The organism is Streptomyces sp. NBC_00466 (assembly GCF_041433995.1).
Taxonomy (GTDB): Bacteria; Actinomycetota; Actinomycetes; order Streptomycetales; family Streptomycetaceae; genus Streptomyces.
Genome location: NZ_CP107896.1, coordinates 1013257 through 1035563 on the forward strand (window position 1 = coordinate 1013257; position 22307 = coordinate 1035563).

Consider the following 22307-nt stretch of genomic DNA (forward strand, 5'->3'; position numbering starts at 1 on the left):
CAGGACGCTCACGGCCAGCCTCCCGGCAAGCACCGTACAGTTCATGGGTTCTGTGACCGCAGCAACATTCCTCCGGGACTGAAGAGTTGGTACGTGGTGGGCTCTGATACGCCGAAGTCCACGGGCCGGGACACCATGTTCACGTTCGCGTGGCGTCGTACCTCGTAGCTGCCTGTCGGTGGAAGAGCTGTCCCGCTCCACGGCTCGGATGATGTCGCTCATGTGCTCACCGCGGCCGGATCGCGCGCCCCGGACCTCGGTCCGGCCCACGATCCCCGTGTGCCCGCCAACGCCGCGGTAGTCGATGACCTCGGTGAGGGTGTGCGGTCACCCGCCGGACACGGTGACGCGACTCCTCTCGACGGGTAACGGTCGCCCTTCACAGATCGCGCCCGTAGAGCTGACGACAGCAAACCGGTACGGGCAGGTAGGTCGTCCGGTGGCAGTGCGGGCGGACCGACGGGCGCAACAGCAGGTAGGCGCACCTGCGTGGCGCCGTACCGAAGACCCATCAGGGTGGCCGACAGGCCGCCACCGGAGACCAGTTCGTGGGGCACCACCCCCTGGCGAAGACACGCGGGCCAGTGCCACTTCGTAAGACCCGCCTCGACGGGCCTGCTCTGGGACGGGTACACCGAACACACCAGACGCGAGACCGGCGATCCGGCGGCTGCCGGTGATCGCTGAAGGAGCCTGGTTCGCACCACTTCGACCATGACCGACGATCAGAGTTTTGAGGCGCCACCGCCGACCATGTATGAACTCGTTGACGAAGTGGTCCGGTTCATCGTCACGGGACTGGCTGCTGTACGCGGCTGGAGCACCAGAAGGTGCGCCGGTAGGCAGTGGGCGTGGTGTCGAGTGCGCGACGGAAGTGCAGACGCAGGTTGGCGGCTGTGCCCAGCCCGCAGTCGCTCGCCACCCGGTCCACCGGGTGGTCGGTGTTTTCCAGCAGTTCGCGTGCCCGACTGAGCCTGGCGTTGAGCAGCCACCGCAGCGGGGTCGTGCCGGTCTCTTCGGCGAACCGGCGGATGAAGGTGCGCTGCGACAGACCGGCGTGGCGGGCGAGCGCCGGCAGCGTGAGTGGCTCTTCGAGCCGCTGCAGGGCCCATCCTCGGGTGGCGGAGAGCGAGGCTTCACCGGCCACCGCGACCGGAGCAGGCACGTACTGAGCCTGTCCGCCGTCCCGGTGTGGGGCGGCGACCAGGCCGCGGGCGATCTCGTTGGCGATCCCCGCTCCCAGGTCACGCCGCACGATGTGCAGACAGAGGTCGATGCCGCAGCACACCCCGGCCGAGGTGAGGACGTCCCCCTCGTCGACATACAGAACGTCGCGGTCGACTGTGACTGCGGGGAAGTCCCGTTCGAGTTCCTCGATGTGCTTCCAGTGGGTCGTGGCGTGCAGACCGTCCAGGAGGCCCGCTGCCGCAAGCGCGAAGGCTCCCGTGCAGATCGACACCACCCGCCGGCCACGACTGCGGGCCTCGGCCAGCGCGGCGAGCACGGCGTCCGGAGGACGGAGGACCGGCTCGAATCCTGGCACGATCACGGTGTCGGCGGCGCGTACCTGCTCCAGGCCCCCACCGGCGACCAGTGCGAACCCTGCGGTGGTGGTCACTTTCGCGTCGAGCCCGCACAGGGTCATCTCGTAGGGGGATTCCGGCCGGGCGTTGAAGATCTGCGTCGGGATCGCCAGATCGAGCGGGGTGACTCCGTCCAGCGCCAGGACCGCGACTCGATGCACTGTCATGGCAGAATCCTACTGACATGAGGGATTATTGCCACTGGCCGGGGTGGTGGGGGCGCGGCGACGTGAAGTCATGACTGGACCTCTCTACGAGGGGGCCACCGACCTGGTCGCATTGCCCGGCACGCCTCTTGCCGGTGCCGTCGTGAACCTCATCCGGCCGGTGCACACGCTTTCCGTGTTCAACCACAGTGCCCGTACCTATCGGAAGCGGAAGCACCAGCCTTCCGTGTCAGGAATTCCTTTCAGATGTATGGGCATGACCTATGGCGCGAACGGGGCGAGCGAAGGCTGAGTTGACGCTGTCGGACGGGGAGCGGGCCGCGCTCGTCGAGGGGTGGGCGCAGCACCGGAGTCCCCCAGCGGACCAGCCACGGCTACGTCCGCGCCGGCACCACCAGTCTGTTCGCCGCCCTGGGGGTCGCCGCCGGCAGTGTCATCGGTTCGCTGAACCGGCACACCGCGCCGAGCAGTTCATTGGAGTTCCTCATCAAGCTCCACCGCGAAGCTCGCATCTCCCTCTCGGCTGCGTTCCACGCAGATCGACTCGGGGCCGTTCCGTTCCCTCAGCAAGGACAGATACGGAACTGGAATGCATGGTTCGCCATAACCCTGTGGTCGCTGCGAGGGAGCGCCGTCCATGAGGCGTCGTCAGGGCCGTCGAGAACGTCAGACCTTCCCCCCTCGACCGCCCCGCCCCACGACGGCTGATCTTCCGGCAGTACCCAGTGCGGTTGCGTCGCAGGCACCGGAACACGACTGCGGACCAGGCGGCGGCGAACGTCCCGGACCTGATCAGCCGTGGCCTACCCGAGATCAGCGAGTCGTTGTTCGCCTGGGCAGCCGTCACGTTGATGACCAGACCCCTCAGGGCTGAATGTTCTCCAAGTCCTCAAGGAGGCCGGTGTGCGTCGGCTGCCACCCGAGGGCATCACGGGTGTGGGCGCTGGACGCCGGCTGGTCCATTGCGAAGATCGGGCCGAACGGGCCGAAGTCTTCCCGCGGAACCTCCTCGACCGGCAGGCCCAGTCGCCGACCGATGACCGTCGCGATGTCGCGCACCGCGTCCCCCTCGTCGCCGACGGCGTGCCAGGACGTCCCGGCCGGTGCCGACTCAAGGACCAGACGGAACAGGACCGCTGCGTCGAGCGCGTGCACGGCCGGCCAGCGCTGGGTGCCGTCGCCCGGGTAACCGGACACCCCGTTGCGGCGCGCTGCATCGACCAACAGGCCGGCGAATCCGCCCTGGCCCTCGTTGTGAACCGTGCGCGGCATCCGGACAGCCATGCTGCGCAGACCGCGTGAGGCGAGATCCAGCAGCGCTGTGACCGAACGGCCGCGACCGCCCACCGGCCCGTCGGTCGGCAGCGGATCGGCCTCGGTGGAGGCGCGCCCCGGCACCCAGGGCGTACCCGAGACGGTGACGATCGGGCGGTCGCTCCCGATGAGTTCCTGCCCCAGCACAGCGAGAGCGGCGCCCTCCTCGGCGATGGCCTGCGCAAGCGCATCCGGGCTGCTGTAGTCGCGTCCGAATGCCAGGCTGATCACGCCGTCGCACTGGGCAGCGCCCGACCGCAGGACGTCCAGGTCCGCCAAATCTCCTCGCAGCACCTCGGCGCCAGCGCTCCCAAGGGTCTGCGCGGAGCCGTCCGAGCGGGCCAGTGCGAGAACGGTGTGGCCGTTGCCGAGCAGTTCGGCGACAACAGCGGAGCCGATGGTGCCGGTACCGCCGGTGATGAAGACGTGCATGAGCTCTCCCTGAAGGTGATGGGACTGTCGTCCCATCACCGACCTTACACGGTGACGGGACAGGTGTCCCATCACCTATTCCGTTCTCATTGCCGGCTGGCAACCGGGGGACGGCCCAGCGTCTCGTCATTGCGGCCGTCGACCCGTTCTCCGAGCCGGGGTGCGACGCGCCACTACGGTGACGCAGATCGCCGAGCGCACCGGCGTCACCGAGAGCGCCTTCTTCCGGCACTTCTCCGACAAGCGCGAGCTACTGGTAGCCGACCAGGAGACGCTCAGCAGGCTGCTTGTCGACGGCATCACTGAGGCGCCTGCGAGCGCCGGACCGCTTCAGGCGGTGACGGCCGGCCTCAAACGCGCATCGAGCACCATGGGGCCGACGAACCCCGAACTCGGCCCCGCCTCAAAGCAGCCGTGGCAGCCAGCACCGAACTCCAGGAGCGCGATGCCATCAAGAGCGTCGGCCTCGCGGGCCACCATGACCGCCGCGCTCATCGCCTGCGAGGTCCCCGACCCGACTGCGCATCTCGCGGGCGAGCTGGGGGTCCGCGCGCTCAAGCACGGCTACGCCCAGTGGCCCGAAAGCGATCGGGATGACACAGAAGGGCTCGCGCCACATGCGCTGGAGGACATGCGCACGGCAACCGCCTCGCTGGACTGATCGGCGCCACCTGGCTGTTCGCCGACCCGGTCCCGTCGGCGCCGTGAGCGCTGCACCCCGTCCCGCGTCACACGGCTTGACCTGCCGCAACAGGTTGGGATACCGGTACTGAACTTGTCGTCTATGGTCCGCCGTCGAACGCGGCTCGAACTTGGTGAGGGTTTTCGCAGTTCACCGGACGTGGCAGCGGCCTTCGGCTGATTCTCCGCTCCGTCACAGAGGCAGAGGCAGAGGACCAGCACGAAGGCCGTGGCCGTGAGTTTGGTGCCTGTGCCGTTGTCCGGGCGACGGTCAGCCGGTCCCGTCGACTTCCAGGTAGCACCAGCTGACGTATCCGGTGACCTGGGTACGGCGGTTCGTTCCGTACTGCCACTGGTTGGTCGAGCCTGTCCCGCAGTTCACGGTCGCGCCGGTGGTCTGGAAGCCCCCGGTGAAGCAGTCGTGGTGATTCCCGTAGCCCCTGGTGGAGGAGCCCAGGTCCGGGGCTGACCGGATACGGATGCTCGTTCCGGTGAAGTCCACGTCGTTCGGACAGTAGATGGTGCTTGCCGAGGCCGGACGGGCAGTCGCTGCGGGCACGGGTGCCGCTGACACAGGCACGGCCGCGGCGGTGAAGCCGGCGGTCAGGAACGCCGCCGTCGTGACGGCAGCTTTGTTCCGGATACGCATGAAGTTCCCCCTTGCAGGCAGCCTGTTGGCGGCCCTGATGGTTCGACGTGCACCTGATGCCCGCGGGTGCGAGCGCACCGATGGTCGGTCGGCCCGGTGCCACCAGCCTTTTCTACCCCCGTCGAGGCCTGCGGAAAAGACCCCGGGCCCCCGGAACGAGTCCCGTTCGATATCGCTTTACAGCAGACTCATCCCTGACGGCCTTGGACGGTGTCCTGCGACTTGGTGGACCTCGCGCCCTTGTCAGTGCGAAGGGTCACACCAAGGCCGGTTCTACATCCGGCAGTTCGCTCCGGAGCGATCAAGTTCGAGGGCCATTCGACCAGCGACGTTAAATGCCAAGCTGAACTTGTGCCTTAACGTCTGAACTGGTCAGTGCAGCAGGGTGTTCGTGAACGTCTCGCGGTGGGTGACCAGCCATGCCTGTATACGGTCCCAGCGGTCCCAGCCGCCGCGCTGGGTCAGCGCCTGGACGTAGATCGGGTCACCGTCGGCCACGCGGTCGGCGACGAAGTCCCGGCAGGTCTGGGTGGCCTGTTCGATGACACCCGGCAATTCCGCGCGTTCCTGCGGCGAAAGGCCGTAGCCGTCGGCGAGGATCCGCAGCCGCGCGGGTACGTCCAAGCCTGCGGGGTAGAGGGCGTCGGCAGATGCAGGATCGAGCATGGGGGCCCAGTAGCGGGCGGTCATGGCGACGTCCCAGAGGGGGCGTCCCGGGGCTGCCAGGTCGAAGTCGATCAGGGCGAACGCATGGCCGTCGCGGAAGACGACGTTCTCCGGGCAGACGTCGTTGTGGCACAGCATCGTTCCTCCCGCCGGGTCGGCCAGGTCCCGGGGCCATGCGGCGCGGGTATCGATCGGAATGGCCGCGCCGGCCTCGTGCAGGCGTCGCAGCAGGCGTCCCACCGATCGCAGTGCGGTCTGTGTCATCACCCAGCGCGGAAATGGCGGTAGGGCGACGTCACCGGGGATGAAAGTCAGCTGCTCGCGGCCGTCTGTGGTGAGGCGGACCGGCGTTGGAGCCGCGCCAAAGCCGTGTTCTTTCAGCGCGAGGAGGTGGACGTGCAAGGCGCGCGCGGTGCGCGGCGCCGGGCGTTCCACCAGAGCACCCTGGCGGAAGACTGCGCCCGAGTTGGCCATGCCGCCGACCAGTAATTCCGCGTGGGCCGACTCATCCTCAGCCATCATGTCGATCACGTTACCGCCAGGCCGGTCCTAGCGGGCCTGTCTCGAAATGTGCCTCGAACTTCGCCGCTCGGGGGGTATTCGCCGGACGTGAACATGGCCTTCGCCGGCAGGGCACAGGCAATGGCGGTTCGCCGCAGTATCCGCATCCCGGACCGCCTCGGCTCAGCCCAGCGTGTCCATCACAGCGGTGACATAGGCGTCCAGCCGCTCCTCCACGGCTCGCGTCGTCAGCTCTGTTCTCCCTGCCTCCCGCCATGGCTGCGACACCAACTGCACTTCTTCCGAGGCCGCCAGCGCGTCCCGCACCCGCCAGTACAGCCGCTCACTCGCGACCTCGGCCAGCACCCCGCCGGCCTCCTCATACGACTCAGCGAACCGCAGACCCCACGCCGGACCGTGCAGCAGCGCGAGACTGGTGCAGCAGTGCGCCACATCGAGATCTGCCGGGCCCCAGGAAGTCTGCGCCCAGTCGACGACGCCGGTGATCCGGGCATCTGCCGGAGTGGAGGGCTGAACGTCGAACAGCACGTTGCCGGGTTGGAAGTCCCTGTGCAGGAACCGCCCCTCATAGGGCGGCGCGGGCTTGCGGATCACGTCTATCGCCGCGGCCCATGCCGCCGAGTCGACGTCCTTCGGAACGACGACGGTGTCGGCGGTCGTCAACGCCACGTACTCCCGTGGTCGCTCGACGGGTCGCAACGCGTGGATCGCCACGAGTTGACGGGCCAGCAGAGGGACGCGCGTCTCCAATCCCTCATCGTCGAGGACCGTCCGGCCCGCCAGATGTGTCATCAGGAGCGATGGATACTCGCAATGCTCGGCGGTCGGATCAACCGCGACCAGCCCAGGAGCCGGCACACCGGTTCCCGGGAGCAGCGTCAGGGCGCCCGCCTCCCTGTTCAGCCACTCCTCGGCGTACTCCACGTCGACGAAGGTCCGCAGCACCAGGTCACGGGTGCCTCCGTCCTGCGTTCCGACCGTCAGCCTCCGCATGTCGGCGGTGATGCCGCCGTGCAGCGCCTCCGTTCTGACGATCCGTTCGCCAGCCTTCAGATACCGGCCCACCCAAGCCAGGATCAACGGTCGGATTGCCTTCGCCTCATCGTGGTTGAACACCGTGGCACCCCATCATCCGGACGGCGGCCTACGCAAAGGGGTTTTGTTGGAGACGTGGGAGGCGGGTAAGGCGGGTAAGGCGGGTAAGGCCAATGGTCACGGCGTCGAGGTCCCGGAGTGTGCAGAGTGCGAAGTCCCGAACCCTCGCAATCGGACACCTTCGTGCCCCTCCACCGCCACTCCCCGAGATCTGTGCCGGAACCCCGTTCCCGCGTACCGAGCCACCCTGCTCCGAGGCATCCGACAGAGCCACGGCTCCGGCTCCGGCGCCGCGCACAGACCACAAGTTGACCTGCGGCGGAGCCGGCAGAGCCCGGCTATCCGGCCACGGCGAGCACGAGCGGGAGCACCTGGTCAGTACCGGTCTGGCGCAGGAGGCGTGCCCCTACCGCCAGGGTCCAGCCGGATTCGGTGTAGTCATCGACGAGCAGGACCGGGCCTGGAGTGGCCGCCAAGGCGGCGGTGAGTTCGTCGGGCACGGCGAACGAGGCGGCCAGGGCGCGCAGCCGCTGGGCGGAATTGCTGCGGTGCGCCGAATACTCATCCGCCTGCGGGGTGTAGGCCAGGCTGCCCAGCAGAGGGAGCCTGCCCACCCTGGCCACGCCTTCAGCCAGCGAGGCGACCAGCTGCGGACGGGTACGCGACGGCATCGCGACGATCCCCACCGGCCGCGCCAACGCGTCAGGAGAACCGCCGGCCCAGCCGCCCGGCGAACGGGCCCAGTCGGCCAGCACCGTCACTACAGCGTTCAGCACGTCGTCCGGAACCTGCCCGTCCGCCGCCTGCGCCGACAGGATCGGCCGCAGACGGTTACCCCAACCGATATCCGACAGCCTGCCCAACGCCCGCCCGGTGACCGCCTGCTGGCCTGCGGGGATACGGCCCTTGAGGTCCATGCCGACTGCGGCGAGCCCCGTCGGCCACATCTTGCGGGGCTCAACCTCGACGCCGGGACGGTCCAGTTCGCCTGTCGCCGCCGTGAGGGCTGCGGGAGACACGGCCGCCTCCAGCCAGGGTCCGGCGCAGTTGTCGCAGCGGCCACAAGGCACCGCCTTCTCGTCGTCCAACTGCCGCTGCAGGAATTCCATCCGGCACCCCGTGGTCGCCACGTAGTCCCGCATCGCCTGCTGCTCCGCCGCCCGCTGCTTCGCGACCCAGGCATACCGCTCCCCGTCGTACGCCCACGGCTGTCCCGTCGCGGTCCAGCCCCCCTTCACGCGCTTGACCGCCCCGTCCACGTCCAGGACCTTCAGCATGGTCTCCAGGCGCGAGCGCCGAAGATCCACCAGCGGTTCCAGCGCCGGCAGCGACAGCGGACGGCCTGCCTCCCCCAGTACGTCCAGCGTTCGCCGCACCTGCTCCTCGGGCGGGAAGCCCACCGAAGCGAAGTACGCCCAGATCGCCTCGTCCTCCTTGCCCGGGAGGAGCAGCACATCGGCATGATCCACACCACGCCCGGCACGCCCCACCTGCTGGTAATAGGCAATAGGAGACGAAGGCGACCCAAGGTGCACCACGAAACCGAGATCCGGCTTGTCAAAACCCATACCGAGCGCGGAAGTGGCGACCAGGGCCTTCACCCGGTTCGCCAGCAGGTCCTCCTCCGCCTGCAACCGGTCCGCGTTCTCCGTCTTCCCCGTATAGGAAGCCACTGGATACCCGCGCTGCCGCAAGAACGCTGCGACCTCCTCCGCGGCCGCCACCGTCAGCGTGTAGATGATCCCCGAACCCTGCAGATCACCCAGCCGCTCCCCCAGCCACGCCAGCCGATGCGCCGCGTTCGGCAACTCCAACACACCCAGCCGCAGGCTCTCCCGGTCCAGCGGCCCCCGCAGGACCAGGGCGTCCCCGCTCCCCGTGCCCAATTGCTCTGCGACGTCCGCGGTCACCCGCGCGTTCGCAGTCGCCGTCGTGGCCAGCACCGGCACTCCCGCCGGCAACTCCGCCAGCATCGTGCGCAGCCGCCGGTAGTCAGGCCGGAAATCGTGACCCCAGTCGGAAATACAGTGCGCCTCATCGACCACGAGCAGACCAGTCGTCGCCGCGAGCTTCGGCAGCACCTGATCACGGAAATCCACGGAATTGAGACGTTCCGGGCTCACGAGGAGAACGTCGGTCTCACCGCGCTCCACCTCTCCGTAGATCGTTTCCCACTCCTCCGGGTTCGCCGAGTTGATGGTGCGCGCCTGAATCCCCGCCCGCGCCGCCGACTCCACCTGGTTACGCATCAAGGCCAACAGCGGCGAAATAATCACCGTCGGGCCGGCCCCACGCCGCCGCAACAGAGCCGTAGCCACGAAGTACACCGCCGACTTGCCCCAACCGGTGCGCTGCACCACCAGCGCACGACGGCGCTCCTGCACCAGAGCCGCCACCGCCTGCCACTGGTCCTCCCGCAACCGCGCCGAACCCCCCGGGGCACCCACCAGCTCAGCGAGAACGGCATCGGCTTCAGTGCGCAGCTCCAGGGTGTCCATCCCCCCATGCAACCCGATGGCACTGACAATCAGCGAATCCGCCCACCGTGGCCAGAAGGCTCCCGGAGAGTGCGTCCGCCACACGCGAATCGAGGGAACCCGGTGGACACCCGCCGTGGCGGCCCGGCTGCTGTGCCGGTCACAGCGAAGGGGCTGTTTCCGCTGGTCCTCGGCGTTCGGGGGCGATGACAGGAGTCGCTCGGGGCCGCGGTGGGCAGGGATATGTGAGCCGTACCCGCAGATTCCCGTCAGTCGCATGAATTGCTCGTTGCCGCCCGCCCGTACGGCAGGAAGAATTGGGACTGCTCCCCGCACGGCCCGCCTGTGTCCGGAAGGGCTGTGTCCCGGTGCGCCTCACCCGCCCCTGCCCGCACCATGGGCGCGTATGCGAAGGGAGGACCGTGACCTTCGGATTCGCTCCGTCCGCCGCCCTTACAGCCGCTTCGATGTCCATGTCCGCGTCGATGTCCGCCGACTCGGGAAACCGGATCGGGCGGCTGCTCGAACCTGCCGAATGGGCCGCTGCGGGCATACCCCTGCTCCGCAGCCCCCGTGACGTCGTGAGCGGTCTGCACTCCAGACATGGCCCCATCCCCTCGACCGCCGTCGTGGCCGTGCTCGATCATGAGGAACGGCTCGTCGCCAGCGCCTCGTTCACACGCCGTTCCACTCCGGCGGACGGCTGGGCCTTCCGGAACGCACTCCTCGACCATCTGCGCCGGGTCATCCCGCACGACCTCCGCCGCCGCACCCCGGTCCGTACCGCCGTACTGCTCTACTGCCGCGAGGGGGACGAGCGGTGGACCGAGGAGGACGGTGCCTGGATGTGGGGGCTGCGCGACGCCTGCACGCTGCACGGGCTGCGTTGCGGCGCCTACATCACGCTCACCCGGGGCGGTTGGCAGGTGCTGGGCGAAGGCCGCGGCGGGCGGCGGCCCAACTCACTCTCCCGCCCGGCCGCTATCGGCGGCAGCGGTACCGACTCGTCCCCGGCGCCACTCCGTTCGGGTGCACCAGCCGCGCTCCGCCGGGTCGCGGCGCGCTGAACGAGGCCGCCGAAGGGCAGCCAACGACCGCCGCGCCCCAGCCCGTTGCGGACCATTGAGGACCGTTCCGCACCCCCGTACCCCTGCGGGCCGGCCGTACCGAACGTGCCTCCGCCCGGCCTGCTCCTTGCGGGAGAGGGCCGGGCGGAGGAGACGTACGGTTCAGACGCCTGCGCCGAGTACGTCGTTGACGCGCTGCGGGTCACCGCAGACGATCAGCAGCGCTCCCGCGTGCTTCCTGGCCGCGGGCAGCACCTGGGCCACGGAATCATCGGTTCCGCCGTTGAGCGCGACCACCACGACGGGACGGGCCTTCGCCCGGCCCACGGCTTCGGCGCTCGCGTAGAAGACGTCCTCGCGGGCATCGTGCTGCGCCCAGTAGGCGGCTTCGCCGAAGGACAACTCGTGCGTCGCCCACGGGTGCTGCTCGCCGGTGGTGAGCACCAGGACGTCACCCGGTGCGCGACCGGCGTCGAGCAGCAGGTCGACCGCTTCTTCCGCCGCGTCCAGTGCACCGTCCGCCGAAGCGGGGATCAGCTGGACCTGCGGCGCGGAAGAGTCTCCCGCAGGGGTCTCAGGACGGGCCTCCGGACGGTTGCCCGGCCGGTTGTCCGAACGCTGGGAAGAGGATGTCCGCTGCGCGGGAGGCGCGGTGGGCGCAGGCCTGGCAGCAGGACGGGGCCCCGGACGAGCGGGGCGTGGCACGGCCGCGGGACGCGGGCCGGGTACGGGACGAGGGGTCGACGCAGTACGGCCGGCGGCCGGAACGACGCGGGGACCCTGGGCACTCTCGTGAATCTGAGACTCCTCGGGGATGAGAGGCATGAATGGATGTCTATCAAATGGCGGCGCACGAAGCACCACCGGGTGGGCACGTCAGTGCGATCCGGACGGAGTTTCCTCCGCCGGTCCACTGAAAGTTCAGAAGTCGAAGCCGAGTTGGCCCCCGCTTTCCAGCGCGACGGCCTCCGCGGGGAGACGGGTCGTCTTCAGGTGCCGCCACTTGGGCAGCCCGTCCAGATAGGACCAGGAGAGCCGGTGGTACGGGGTGGGCCCCCGCTCCTCCAGCGCTGCTTTGTGCACAGGCGAGGGATAGCCCGCGTTGGCTTCGAAGGCGAAGCCGCCGCACACATCGGACTCCGCGGCGAGCTCGGCCATCATCGCGTCCCTGCGCACGCACCTTGGCGATCACCGAGGCGGCCGCCACGGCGACGCAGGACTGGTCGCCCTTGATCACCGTACGGACCCGCCAGGGAAGGCCGAGGTAGTCGTGCTTGCCGTCGAGGATCACCACGTCCGGGCGGACAGGAAGCGCTTCGAGCGCCCGCACCGCGGCGAGCCGCAGCGCTGCCGTCATCCCCAGATCATCGATCTCCAGCGGAGAGGCGTGCCCGAGTGCGAAGGCAGTGACCCACGACTCCAGAAGCCCGGCCAGCTCCGTGCGGCGCTTGGGGCTGATCAGCTTGGAGTCGGTGAGTCCGTCCGGCGGTCGACGCAGTCCGGTGACTGCGGCGCAGACGGTGACGGGGCCGGCCCAGGCCCCGCGTCCGACCTCGTCGACGCCGGCGACGGTCTTGGCACCCGTAGTCGCGCGCAGTGAGCGCTCTACGGTGTGCGTAGGTGGTTCGTACGGCATGGCGCCAGCAAGGGTACGCCGCCGGACACCTCCCGCGACACCCCGGTACCGCCCACGAATTCAGCAACCGCTTCGACGCAGCGGCGACACCATCACTTCGCCAGTCATCGGGGCGGCAACATGACCAAAGAATTCACACCTGCACACAGTTGATCGGTACATCATCAGCCCCGGGATCAGGCTGCAGATGGGACCGCCCACCGCATCCGGGCAGCCGATACCGCCCTGGATTCCGCCTCCAGCAGCCCACTGAAGAGTCGGACGGACAGCTCGGCGTCCTGCCGGATGATCAGTCCACGGGACGATTCAGCAGCAGCATTTTCACACTCGCGAATCTTCGCGCACAGCGCGAATCCCGGCGGGGAGATCACTCACGACGGGCGCGACGGTGTCCACTCGGGCAGTTCCTCGGTCTGTTCCAGCCACCCGGCGGGCGGCATACCGCCGGTGCCGGCGGCCACGACGCCCCCCGCGATCGCGCAGGTCGTGTCGACGTCACCACCGACCTGGGCCGTCGTCCAGAACGTCCGCTCGAAGTCGCCGAGTCCCCGCGCGGCCGACCACAGCGCGAACGGCACAGTGTCGTGCGCGCTGGTCCGCCGCCCGCACCCCAGCACCGCGGCGACCGTAGCCGCGTCGTCGTAGTCCAGCATGTCCTTGGCCCGGCGCAGCCCCGCTCCCACGGCGCTGCGCGGGACGAGTGCGATCACACCGTCCAGCAGGGCAGCGGCGGACGGAGGCCCCGCGGGATCGGCGACCAGGGCGGCGGCAGCGGCCACCGCCATGCTCCCCACCACCGCTTCACGGTGCTGATGTGTCGTGTACGCGGAGATCTCTGCCTGATGCGTGGCCTGCTCCGGATCGTGCGCGTACCAGGCACCGAGCGGCGCGATCCGCATCGCTGCGCCATTTCCCCACGAACCCTGGCCGTTGAAGAGGGCACTGGCCAGTTCCCGCCAGTCGCCGCCCTCCCTGATCAGCCGCAGCATCCGGTTGACAGCCGGGCCGTACCCCCGGTCGAAGTCATGCCGCGCGGCGAAGGAAGCAGCAAGTACGTCCTGGTCGATCCGGCCCCGCGAGGCCAGCAGCGACAGCACGGAACAGGCCATCTCGGTGTCGTCGGTCCACTGCCAGGGGCCCGCGGGCAGCTCGCGCCGGGCCAGCAGCGGATAGTTGTCCGGGACGAAGAACTGGGAGCCGAGGGCATCTCCGACGGAGAGCCCGCGCAGGCTGGCCCGAGCGCGTCCGAAAGCATCGGGAAGAGATCCGGAAACGGAGTGAAAAGCGGAGTCAGCGGTCATCTCACCTCCACTCTAACCGGTGACGCCGTACGGCTCCGGAACGCGCCAGTGGTCGAACGGCCGGTCCAGCGTGTACTTGCCGTCCTCCCCCAGCACCAGCGTCCGCGACTCCCCGTTCCCCGGGTTGGACAGCGCCTCGAACTCCGCGACCGTCCAGTGGAACCAGCGCATGCAGAAGAGCCGCATCGTCAGACCGTGGGTGACCAGCAGGACGTTCGGCGGATGGTCCGGCGCCTCGAAGCTCCGGTGGAGGCTCTCCAGGAACGATCCGACGCGGTCGTAGACATCGGCCCCGGACTCCCCCTGCGCGAACCGGTAGAAGAAGTGGCCGTAGGCGTCCCGGTACGCCTTCTGCAGACGCACGTCGTCGCGGTCCTGCCAGTTCCCCCAGTCCTGCTCGCGCAGCCGCGGCTCTTCCCTGACCCGTACCTGTTCCGGATCGAGGGCGAAGGCCCGGAAGGTCTCGTGCGTACGGCGGTAGGGCGAGACATAGGTGCTCACCTGTTCCCGGCCGAAGAGTTCCCGCAGCCGCGCCCCGGTCGCCTCCGCCTGGCTCCAGCCGCTCGGGGTGAGCTTCAGGGCGTGGTCGGGTTCGCGTTCGTACACCGTGTCATCAGCGTTTCCCTCCGACTCCCCGTGCCGGACAAGAACGATGCGTTGTGGTCGTGCCATGCCAAAACACTAGATCGGATCGCCGCCGAGCGCGCCGACGCCCCCATGCGGTCAGCCGACGCCCCCTCGTACGGTCAGCCGACGCCCCTCACGCGGTCGGTCATACGGTCCAGGACGGTTCCAGCTGTACGACGTCGCCCGCCAGCGCCGCCACGTCCGCGTCGGTCTGGGCACGCAGCGACAGCCGCTCGATCCGTTCCGGCCGGTATTTCCCGCGCTCGGCCGCGGACTGCCACATCGAGAGCACGAGGAACTCGTCCCCGGGCGCCTCTCCGAACATCCCGCGCAGCATCCCGGGCGACCCCGCCATCGCAGGGTTCCAGACCTTCTCCTGCATCAGCGCGAAGTGCTCGGCCCGCTCGGAGTGCACACGGGAGTGCGCGACCCGGACCACGTCCGCGTCCCCGAAGCGGGGTTCGAACCCCGTTCTCACATCGAAGCGGTACTCGAAGAGCTTGGCCTGCATGTCCTTGAACGTGCCCGCCTGGGCGGCAGCGAGCCGGTTGTGCGCCCGAGCCATGAACGAGTCGTAGAAGGGCCTGCTCTCCCAGAAGGCGAACACATGCGCCACACTCTGCCGACTGCGGCTCCAGCCGCCCCCCTGCCCCCGGAATCCCGGCTCACCCAGCAGCCCCGCCCACCTCCGCTGCCCCTGTTCGAACCCTCTGGGGTCTGTCACCGTGCAGCGAATCCACTTGACCAGCACCGCGCCATCGTACGGCCAGGAGAGTGACGCCGGGCCATGGTCCGGCGGAGCACATCCGGATCAGCTGCCGCAAACATCCGGACCGTTTCCAATACCGATCACATAGTTGGGAAAACCGGTCAACCGGGCGACCGTAACGGTCTGTTCACCCGCCCCCGGCCTCCGGAACGGAGCACATTCGCACCATCGGTCCTGAGTACGGGATCCGGAGTAAGGGAAGAGGGCGCCGACCAGTGGTCGGCGCCCTCTCCGGAGCGGGTTCAGCACCCTCGGCCGTCAGCGCTCAGAGGCACATCAGCCGCGATCGCAGCCCGTGTCAGCTGCAGCCGCTGGTCGAGCCGCATCCCTCGCAGAGGTAGCAGCTGCCCGCACGGCGCATCTTCGTACCGCAGGAGAAGCAGAGCGGCGCATCGGCGTTCAGGCCGAGCGTGATCTCCATCAGCTCGGTCGAGTTGTGCGCCTGCTTCGGAGCGGGCACCTCCGCAGCGGCCTCCGGCTGCGGCGCGGCGGCCTTGGGAGCCTCCACGTGGCGCGGAGCGGACTGGGACAGGCCCTCCACATCCACGTCGTCGTCGCCCGGCTCGTACGAACCGGTGTCCAGGTGGCGCTGACGCTCCGATGCCGAGTGGATACCCAGCGCCGAGCGCGTCTCGAAGGGCAGGAAGTCGAGCGCCAGACGGCGGAAGATGTAGTCGACGATCGACTGCGCCATCCGTACGTCGGGGTCGTCCGTCATACCGGCCGGCTCGAAGCGCATGTTGGTGAACTTCGAGACGTACGTCTCCAGGGGAACGCCGTACTGCATACCGACCGAGACCGCGATCGAGAAGGCGTCCATCATGCCCGCGAGGGTCGACCCCTGCTTGGACATCTTCAGGAAGACCTCACCGAGACCGTCGTCCGGGTAGGAGTTGGCCGTCATGTACCCCTCGGCGCCGCCCACCGTGAAGGAGGTGGTGATGCCGGGGCGGCCCTTCGGCAGGCGCTTGCGGACCGGGCGGTACTCGATGACCTTCTCGGCCTTCGGCTCCGTCTTCTCCCCGGCGTCCCCGGCGGACTTGGACTTGGCCGAGAGCGGCTGCCCGACCTTGGAGTTCTCGACGTAGACGGCGAGCGCCTTGGTACCGAGCTTCCAGCCCTGGAGGTAGATCTCCTCGACGTCCTCGACCGTGCTGGACGCGGGCATGTTGACCGTCTTGGAGATGGCGCCGGAGAGGAACGGCTGGGCGGCCGCCATCATCCGTACGTGGCCCATGGGCGCGATGGAACGCTCGCCCATGGCGCAGTCGAAGACCGAGTAGTGCTCCAGCTTGAGGCCGGGGGCGTCGACGACATTGCCGTGGTCCGCGATGTGGGCGACGATCGCCTCGACCTGCTCCGGCTGATACCCGAGACGCTTGAGCGCCTTGGGGACCGTGTTGTTCACGATCTGCATCGAGCCGCCGCCGACGAGCTTCTTGAACTTGACCAGGGCCAGGTCCGGCTCGACGCCCGTGGTGTCGCAGTCCATCATCAGGCCGATGGTGCCGGTCGGTGCGAGCACCGACGCCTGCGCATTGCGGAAACCGTTCTTCTCACCGAGGCGCAGGACGTCCTGCCAGGCCTCCGTGGCCGCGGCCCACACCGGGCTGTCCAGGTCGTCGGTGCGCGTGGCCGTCGCGTTGGCGTCCGCGTGCTGCTTCATGACGCGCTTGTGGGCGTCCGCGTTACGGGCGTAGCCGTCGTACGGGCCGACGACCGCGGCGAGCTCGGCGGAGCGCTTGTACGAGGTGCCGGTCATCAGCGAGGTGATGGAGCCGGCCAGTGCGCGGCCGCCGTCGCTGTCGTACGCGTGGCCGGTGGCCATGAGCAGCGCGCCGAGGTTGGCGTAACCGATGCCCAGCTGACGGAAGGCGCGGGTCGTCTCACCGATCTTCTCGGTGGGGAAGTCCGCGAAGCAGATCGAGATGTCCATCGCGGTGATGACCAGCTCGACGACCTTGGCGAAGCGCTCGGCGTCGAACGACTGGTTGCCCTGGTCGTCGTCGCGCAGGAACTTCATGAGGTTGAGCGAGGCGAGGTTGCACGACGAGTTGTCCAGGTGCATGTACTCGCTGCACGGGTTGGACGCGGTGATCCGGCCCGTCTCGGGCGAGGTGTGCCACCGGTTGATGATGTCGTCGTACTGGATCCCGGGGTCGGCACAGACGTGCGCGGCCTCGGCCATCTTGCGGAAGAGCGCCTTGGCGTCGACCTTCTCGATGACCTCGCCGGTCATGCGCGAGCGCAGACCGAACTGCGAGCCGGTCTCCACCGCGTGCATGAACTCGTCGTTCACACGGACCGAGTTGTTGGCGTTCTGGTACTGGACGGACGTGATGTCGTCGCCGCCCAGGTCCATGTCGAAGCCCGCGTCGCGCAGGGCGCGGATCTTCTCCTCCTCCTTCACCTTGGTCTCGATGAAGGCCTCGACGTCCGGGTGGTCGACATCGAGGACGACCATCTTGGCCGCACGGCGGGTGGCGCCACCGGACTTGATCGTTCCTGCGGAGGCGTCGGCCCCGCGCATGAAGGAGACCGGGCCGGACGCGTTGCCGCCGGAGGAGAGCAGCTCCTTGGAGGAGCGGATACGGGAGAGGTTGAGGCCGGCGCCCGAGCCGCCCTTGAAGATCATCCCCTCTTCCTTGTACCAGTCGAGGATGGACTCCATGGAGTCGTCGACCGAGAGGATGAAACAGGCGCTGACCTGCTGGGGCTGGGCCGTACCGACGTTGAACCAGACCGGCGAGTTGAAGCTGAAGACCTGGTGCAGCAGCGCGTACGTGAGCTCGTGGTCGAAGAGCTCGGCGTCCTCCGGGGAGGCGAAGTAACCGTTCTCCTCGCCGGCCTTGCGGTACGTCTTCACCACACGGTCGATGAGCTGCTTCAGGCTGTTCTCACGGTTGTCCGCGCCGACAGCGCCGCGGAAGTACTTGCTGGTGACGATGTTGACCGCGTTCACCGACCAGAAGTCGGGGAACTCGACGCCACGCTGCTCGAAGTTGACCGAGCCGTCGCGCCAGTTGGTCATGACGACATCACGGCGTTCCCAGACGACCTCGTCGTACGGATGCACGCCGGGAGTGGTGTGGATGCGCTCGCTGCGCAGCCCCTGCCGATTAGCAGCCGCCTTGGTTCCCTTAGCGCGGGAACCTCGTGCCGGGCCGCTCGCCGTCTCTGTCATGCCGCCTCCCATATGCGGGCTAAAACGCCCAAAAGTGCCCAGTTCTTCCCATGGCACTGTGTCTGTCTGACACCTGCGGCGCAGGAAGCACCGCAGGCAGGTCTGTGTCCGCCGGCCCCGGAGGGTCAGTCGGTGGCAGTGGCGGGTACGGGGGCCGCGGGGGCCCCTCCGCACTCGCATTCCACTGCGGGGGGCTGCGCGTCGCGGAGTTCCGCGATGGCGGCCTCGAAGTCATCGAGCGAGTTGAAAGCCCGGTAGACGGACGCGAAGCGCAGATACGCGACAAGGTCGAGTTCCTGCAACGGGCCGAGTATGGCAAGCCCGACGTCGTGAGTGGTCAGCTCGGCGCCCCCGGTGGCGCGCAGCGCCTCCTCGACCTGCTGGCCGAGTTTGGCGAGAGCGTCCTCGGTGACCGGCCGCCCCTGGCACGCCTTCCGCACACCCGAGATGACCTTCGTACGGCTGAACGGTTCGGTCACCCCGCTGCGCTTGATCACCATCAGCGAGGCCGTCTCCACCGTCGTGAAACGGCGGGAGCAGTCGGGGCACTGGCGGCGCCTGCGGATCGAGGTGCCGTCGTCCGTCGTACGGCTGTCGACAACGCGGCTGTCAGGGTGCCTGCAGAAGGGGCAGTGCATGGTTTCCGAGCCTCCTTCGCAGTACGACCGAATAGCCTCGCCGGGCCCGGAACGAGCCCCTCGAAGCAGCACCAAGCATAGGCGATGCCCTGGGTCACCAGGGACCAGGGACCACAACTTCTGGGTGGCTGTTTGAATCCAACCACTAGATCTGGGGTTCAGCGCTGCTTTCACGGCAGAGCGTGTCGCCCTCGGCCGCCGAGGCCGCCCGGCTCGGAAGAGGGTACGGGAAGCGCGCCGGCGGCCGGACCGGGGGCCACCCCGCAACCACCGGCAAGCGACCGGCGACGGCAGGAAGCGGCCGACGGACGGCAGGCATCGACAGACCGGGGCTCGCCGCAACACTCCGCAGCCGACCGCCCCCGCGACACGGGCGCAGCCGGCGGACGGTACCGTAATCGACCGAATTGCCTTTCGGCCTCGATCGTGCTCATACACCCGACACTGCGCTCATGTGAAGGATATTTTATTTTTTCACTCGAACGTGTGTTTGGCGCAACCTTTCGAAAGCCACTACCGTTGTCCAACCAGGGAGAGAACATCTCGAGAGGGGCCGACGACGTGACCACGACCGCAGACACCGCGACCATCACCGCCCAGGACCGTTCGCAGAACCGACTCGAGCCGGTGCATGCCATGAATGACGCAGCAACGGGCCCCGAAGGCCAGCTGCCCCCGCGACCCGCACGCTCGCTGCCCGGACGGCCTCCCGGTATCCGGGCGGACAGCTCCGGACTCACGGACCGGCAGCGGCGGGTGATCGAGGTGATCAGGGACTCCGTGCAGCGCCGTGGATACCCGCCCTCCATGCGCGAGATCGGTCAGGCGGTGGGGCTGTCCAGCACCTCGTCCGTCGCCCACCAGCTGATGGCCCTGGAGCGCAAGGGCTTCCTGCGCCGCGACCCGCACCGCCCCCGGGCGTACGAGGTCAGGGGCTCCGACCAGCCGAGCACCCAGACCACCGACACCACGGGCAAGCCCGCCGCGTCGTACGTCCCGCTGGTCGGCCGGATCGCCGCCGGTGGGCCGATCCTGGCTGAGGAGTCGGTCGAGGACGTCTTCCCGCTCCCCCGGCAGCTGGTCGGTGACGGCGAGCTCTTCGTCCTCAAGGTCGTCGGCGACTCGATGATCGAGGCCGCGATCTGTGACGGCGACTGGGTCACGGTGCGGCGCCAGCCCGTCGCGGAGAACGGCGACATCGTGGCAGCCATGCTGGAGGGCGAGGCCACGGTCAAGCGCTTCAAGCGCGAGGACGGGCATGTGTGGCTGCTGCCGCACAATGCCGCCTACCAGCCGATCCCGGGTGACGAAGCCACGATCCTCGGCAAGGTAGTGGCTGTACTCCGACGCGTGTGAGTACCGCGTCGGCCCTGAACAGGGCTCCGGAACTCACTGCGCCGGTTCCGGGGCCCTGCCTTTTTCCCTGCATTTTCCGCGCCCTGGTCTCGGCGCGTTTCTCCATGTTTCTTCCGCTTCGCGCTCTGTGCCACCGCTTCTCGCTGCGGCGGCACAGGAGAGCAGTCTCGGCCTACTGACCGGCCTCCTTGGCCACGGCGTCGATCGACGCCAGTGACCGGCGGATCTGGTTCCGGTCCGTGGTGAACCAGAAATCGGGCAGCGAAGCCCTCAGATAGCTTCCGTAGCGCGCGGTGGCCAGCCTCGGGTCCAGCACCGCGACGACACCGCGGTCCCCCATGGCCCTGACCAGTCGGCCGGCGCCCTGCGCCATCAGCAGAGCGGCATGCGTCGCGGCAACGGCCATGAACCCATTGCCGCCGCCCTCCTCGACCGCTTTCTGCCGAGCGCTCATCAGCGGGTCGTCGGGGCGGGGGAACGGGATCCGGTCCATCACCACCAGCTGGCAGCTGGGTCCCGGAACATCCACCCCCTGCCAGAGGGACAGCGTCCCGAAGAGGCAGGTCTCGGGATCGGCTGCGAAATTCTTGATCAACTCACCGAGCGTCTCCTCGCCCTGGAGCAGCACACGCCTGTCCTGCCTGCTGCGCAGTTCCTCAGCGGCTGCCTGGGCGGCCCTCATGGAGGAGAACAGGCCGAGTGTGCGCCCGCCCGACGCCTCCACCAGTTCGGCGAGCTCGTCCAGCATGTCGGTACGCGATCCCTCCCGGCCCGGGGCCGAGAGGTGTTTGGCGACGTACAGAATGCCTTGCTTGGCGTAGTCGAAGGGCGAGCCGACATCGAGGCCCTTCCACTGCGGGACGTCCTCCCCCTCGGTGCCCTCCGGTGAGAGTCCGAGTGACGCGCCGACCCCGTTGAAGTCACCGCCGAATTTGAGCGTCGCGGAGGTGAGAACGACTGAGCGGTCGGCGAAAAGCTTCTCCCGGAGGAGCCCCGACACCGAGAGCGGCGCGACACGCAGGGAAGCGCCGAAACGGTCATGGCGCTCGTACCAGACGACGTCGTACTCGGATCCGAGGGTGATCCGCTCGGCGACGTCGTGGATGGACTCGACGGACGCCAGAGCCTGTTTCCGTACGACGTCCTCGTCCTGCACGGACTTGTCCCGGGTGGCGCCGATGGCCGAGATGACCGTCCGGGCCGCGTCGCGCAGGGACATCAGCGCATAACCGAGGTCCTCGGGGATCTCTTCGAGCCGGCCCGGAAGCGCCAGCTCCATGACACGTTCGAAGGTCTCGGAGGCGGTCTGGAGGGCGTCGGCCGCCTTCTCGTTGACGAGCTTCGCCGCACGCCGCACCGCCCTGTTCACCTGGCCCGGAGTGAGCTCTCCTGTGGCCACACCGGTGACCCGGGAGACCAGCTCATGAGCCTCGTCCACGATCAGCACCTCGTGCTGCGGGAGGACCGGTGCGCCCTCGATCGCGTCGATCGCGAGCAGGGCGTGGTTGGTCACGACCACATCAGCGAGCTTGGCCCGCTCACGGGCGGCCTCGGCGAAGCACTCTGCCCCGTAGGCGCATTTGCTCGCCCCCAGACACTCCCGGGAGGAGACGGAGATCTGACCCCAGGCGCGGTCGGAGACGCCCGGAGTGAGATCGTCGCGGTCGCCCGTCTCCGTCTCGTCCGCCCAGTCCCGCATACGCAGCAGGTCCTGGCCGAGCTTGCTGCTGGGGGCGGCTGTCTCGAACTGGTCGAACAGCCCGTCCTCCTCTTCCTGCGGTACGCCCTCGTGGAGGCGGTGCAGACAGAGGTAGTTGGACCGTCCCTTGAGCATGGCGAACTGGGGGCGCCGCCGCAGCAGTGGCTGCAGGGCCTCGACCGTACGCGGGAGGTCTCGCTCCACGAGCTGCCGCTGGAGTGCGAGCGTCGCGGTGGCCACCACGACGCGCTCCCCGTGAGCCAGCGCGGGGACGAGGTACCCCAGCGACTTTCCGGTACCGGTGCCGGCCTGGACCAGCAGGTGGGCGTTGTCGTCGACCGCTTCGGCAACAGCCTCGGCCATGGTGACCTGGCCGGGCCGCTCCGTACCGCCCACAGCGGTGACGGCGGCGTGCAGGAGCTCGGGGAGGGAGGGCTTCGTCAT

At 68.6% G+C, this 22307-nt stretch carries 15 protein-coding genes and 2 pseudogenes; 3 read left to right on the forward strand and 14 right to left on the reverse strand.

Annotated elements, in window-relative coordinates; all coding sequences use genetic code 11:
- Positions 1-790: 790 nt before the first annotated feature.
- Together OG210_RS04395 and OG210_RS04400 are read right to left on the reverse strand one after the other, a co-directional pair.
- Positions 791-1750, reverse strand: a complete 960-nt coding sequence (locus OG210_RS04395; protein ID WP_328332262.1) for a helix-turn-helix domain-containing protein — start codon at positions 1748-1750, stop codon at positions 791-793.
- Positions 1751-2614: 864 nt separating this feature from the next.
- A complete protein-coding gene (locus OG210_RS04400) occupies positions 2615-3496 on the reverse strand; it encodes an SDR family oxidoreductase (protein ID WP_371535026.1) in 882 nt (293 codons plus the stop codon).
- Between the two features lie 88 nt (positions 3497-3584).
- On the opposite strand from OG210_RS04400, the pseudogene OG210_RS04405 reads away from it, so the two are divergent.
- Positions 3585-4157: pseudogene (locus OG210_RS04405) on the forward strand (TetR/AcrR family transcriptional regulator).
- A 291-nt stretch (positions 4158-4448) separates the two neighbouring features.
- Here OG210_RS04405 and OG210_RS04410 read toward each other — a convergent pair.
- From OG210_RS04410 to OG210_RS04425, 4 genes are all read right to left on the reverse strand, one after another.
- On the reverse strand, positions 4449-4826 hold the full coding sequence (locus OG210_RS04410; RefSeq protein ID WP_328332258.1) for a hypothetical protein: 378 nt from the start codon (positions 4824-4826) through the stop codon (positions 4449-4451).
- 372 nt (positions 4827-5198) lie between these two features.
- Positions 5199-6014: a phosphotransferase gene (locus OG210_RS04415; RefSeq protein ID WP_371540162.1), complete on the reverse strand. Its 816-nt coding sequence runs from the start codon at positions 6012-6014 to the stop codon at positions 5199-5201.
- 162 nt (positions 6015-6176) lie between these two features.
- Entirely contained in the window at positions 6177-7079 is a 903-nt protein-coding gene (locus OG210_RS04420; RefSeq protein WP_328332256.1) for an aminoglycoside phosphotransferase family protein, read from the reverse strand.
- A 368-nt stretch (positions 7080-7447) separates the two neighbouring features.
- Complete coding sequence (locus OG210_RS04425; protein WP_328332254.1) at positions 7448-9607, reverse strand: RecQ family ATP-dependent DNA helicase; 2160 nt, start codon at positions 9605-9607, stop codon at positions 7448-7450.
- Positions 9608-10008: 401 nt separating this feature from the next.
- Here OG210_RS04425 and OG210_RS04430 point away from each other — a divergent pair, with 401 nt between their 5' ends.
- Complete coding sequence (locus OG210_RS04430; RefSeq protein WP_328332252.1) at positions 10009-10653, forward strand: hypothetical protein; 645 nt, start codon at positions 10009-10011, stop codon at positions 10651-10653.
- A gap of 162 nt (positions 10654-10815) precedes the next feature.
- Here the strand turns inward: OG210_RS04430 and OG210_RS04435 are convergent, their stop codons facing one another.
- From OG210_RS04435 to nrdR, 7 genes and pseudogenes are all read right to left on the reverse strand, one after another.
- On the reverse strand, positions 10816-11478 hold the full coding sequence (locus tag OG210_RS04435) for a hypothetical protein (protein ID WP_328332250.1): 663 nt from the start codon (positions 11476-11478) through the stop codon (positions 10816-10818).
- Positions 11479-11574: 96 nt separating this feature from the next.
- Positions 11575-12289 (reverse strand): annotated as a pseudogene (locus OG210_RS04440) (ribonuclease HII).
- A gap of 371 nt (positions 12290-12660) precedes the next feature.
- A complete protein-coding gene (locus OG210_RS04445) occupies positions 12661-13590 on the reverse strand; it encodes an ADP-ribosylglycohydrolase family protein (protein ID WP_328332246.1) in 930 nt (309 codons plus the stop codon).
- A 12-nt stretch (positions 13591-13602) separates the two neighbouring features.
- Positions 13603-14262 carry a histidine phosphatase family protein gene (locus OG210_RS04450; RefSeq protein WP_328332244.1) on the reverse strand — a complete coding sequence of 220 codons (660 nt, stop codon included), beginning with the start codon at positions 14260-14262 and terminating at the stop codon, positions 13603-13605.
- Positions 14263-14362: 100 nt separating this feature from the next.
- Positions 14363-14968 (reverse strand): YdbC family protein, encoded by a 606-nt coding sequence (locus OG210_RS04455; protein ID WP_328332242.1) that lies wholly within the window; start codon positions 14966-14968, stop codon positions 14363-14365.
- 316 nt (positions 14969-15284) lie between these two features.
- Complete coding sequence (locus OG210_RS04460; RefSeq protein ID WP_328332240.1) at positions 15285-18170, reverse strand: vitamin B12-dependent ribonucleotide reductase; 2886 nt, start codon at positions 18168-18170, stop codon at positions 15285-15287.
- 125 nt (positions 18171-18295) lie between these two features.
- Positions 18296-18808, reverse strand: a complete 513-nt coding sequence (gene nrdR, locus OG210_RS04465; RefSeq protein WP_328332238.1) for a transcriptional regulator NrdR — start codon at positions 18806-18808, stop codon at positions 18296-18298.
- 561 nt (positions 18809-19369) lie between these two features.
- Between nrdR and lexA the strand changes: the two genes are divergently transcribed.
- Positions 19370-20164 carry a transcriptional repressor LexA gene (gene lexA, locus OG210_RS04470; RefSeq protein WP_328332235.1) on the forward strand — a complete coding sequence of 265 codons (795 nt, stop codon included), beginning with the start codon at positions 19370-19372 and terminating at the stop codon, positions 20162-20164.
- Between the two features lie 172 nt (positions 20165-20336).
- On the opposite strand, the gene OG210_RS04475 is transcribed toward lexA, so the two are convergent.
- On the reverse strand, positions 20337-22307 hold the full coding sequence (locus OG210_RS04475) for an ATP-dependent DNA helicase (RefSeq protein WP_328332233.1): 1971 nt from the start codon (positions 22305-22307) through the stop codon (positions 20337-20339).

Excerpts from the sequence above, each read along its gene's own strand:
- nrdR (WP_328332238.1), bottom strand. The coding sequence starts at position 18,808 with ATGCACTGCCCCTTCTGCAGGCACCCTGACAGCCGCGTTGTCGACAGC.
- OG210_RS04425 (WP_328332254.1), bottom strand. The coding sequence starts at position 9,607 with ATGGACACCCTGGAGCTGCGCACTGAAGCCGATGCCGTTCTCGCTGAG.
- OG210_RS04400 (WP_371535026.1), bottom strand. The coding sequence starts at position 3,496 with ATGCACGTCTTCATCACCGGCGGTACCGGCACCATCGGCTCCGCTGTT.
- OG210_RS04475 (WP_328332233.1), bottom strand. The coding sequence starts at position 22,307 with ATGACGAAGCCCTCCCTCCCCGAGCTCCTGCACGCCGCCGTCACCGCT.
- OG210_RS04450 (WP_328332244.1), bottom strand. The coding sequence starts at position 14,262 with ATGGCACGACCACAACGCATCGTTCTTGTCCGGCACGGGGAGTCGGAG.
- OG210_RS04395 (WP_328332262.1), bottom strand. The coding sequence starts at position 1,750 with ATGACAGTGCATCGAGTCGCGGTCCTGGCGCTGGACGGAGTCACCCCG.
- OG210_RS04445 (WP_328332246.1), bottom strand. The coding sequence starts at position 13,590 with ATGACCGCTGACTCCGCTTTTCACTCCGTTTCCGGATCTCTTCCCGAT.
- OG210_RS04435 (WP_328332250.1), bottom strand. The coding sequence starts at position 11,478 with ATGCCTCTCATCCCCGAGGAGTCTCAGATTCACGAGAGTGCCCAGGGT.
- OG210_RS04415 (WP_371540162.1), bottom strand. The coding sequence starts at position 6,014 with ATGATGGCTGAGGATGAGTCGGCCCACGCGGAATTACTGGTCGGCGGC.
- OG210_RS04410 (WP_328332258.1), bottom strand. The coding sequence starts at position 4,826 with ATGCGTATCCGGAACAAAGCTGCCGTCACGACGGCGGCGTTCCTGACC.
- OG210_RS04460 (WP_328332240.1), bottom strand. The coding sequence starts at position 18,170 with ATGACAGAGACGGCGAGCGGCCCGGCACGAGGTTCCCGCGCTAAGGGA.